The organism is Vibrio sp. 2033, assembly GCF_033339735.1.
Genome location: NZ_JAWOVC010000252.1, coordinates 1 through 790, shown reverse-complemented (window position 1 = coordinate 790; position 790 = coordinate 1). Strand labels below are relative to the sequence as shown.

General features: G+C 48.7%; 1 protein-coding gene. It reads right to left on the bottom strand.

What is annotated here, in order from left to right; all coding sequences use genetic code 11:
• Positions 1–790, bottom strand: a 790-nt coding sequence (locus R7P74_RS25910; RefSeq protein ID WP_318123522.1) for a nitrate- and nitrite sensing domain-containing protein, incomplete at both ends; no start/stop codon positions are given.

The following is a 790-nucleotide window of genomic DNA, read 5'->3' as shown; positions in this document are numbered from 1 at the left end:
CGTTATTGGTCTTAGTGACGTCAAACAGCAGCTTCCTGAAGTTAGAGATCAAGGCATTAATGCTGTTCGAGATGGAAGCGATTTCATCTTTGCCGCGAGAATCGAGTTCAACCGTCATATCATGGTGCTCAGACATACTGCGCAGGGTTTGTTTTAGGCGACCAACGCGGCTTCGTAGGCTTGCAACCAACCCCCACACCATCGTGATCATAAGCAGAGAAATCACAGCAGTCGCAGCCATTAACAAGTTGCGATTTAACGTGGCTTGCTGCGCGGAATGTTCTGCTGCACTGAGCATCTGATCAACCATTTGGTTACGCAACTGGTTCATGAGACCGATGCGCTCGGTTGCCATAGGAAACCATTCAGTTGCTTGAGGCCCCTGAATGTTGTCTAGGTTGGCACTCTGGTTAAGGAAGGATTGCTGTACTTGCTCAACCTTCTTCCACGCAGGACTGTTTTGGTGTGATTGCAATGACTGTCGATATTGTTCTGGGAACGCAATTTGCGCTTTTCTTGATGCGTAATCCCCCGATTGGATGTATCCCTCAATGTTGGAGAACAAAACAGATGTGGCGCTTCCTTTCGCAAATACCCCATTAAGTGCGCCGCGTGCTTGGCCTGCACGCTCTTTCATCACGATCACAGAGATCAACGCATCGCCAAGCGTACCTAGCTCTCGGCTTTGAGTCTGTGCAATCAAAACGTCAATGTTGTCGATGATGAGCTGAGTCAGATTGGAGTAATAACCAAAAGGTGCGATTTGAGGCGAAAGGCGATCAACCCCTTG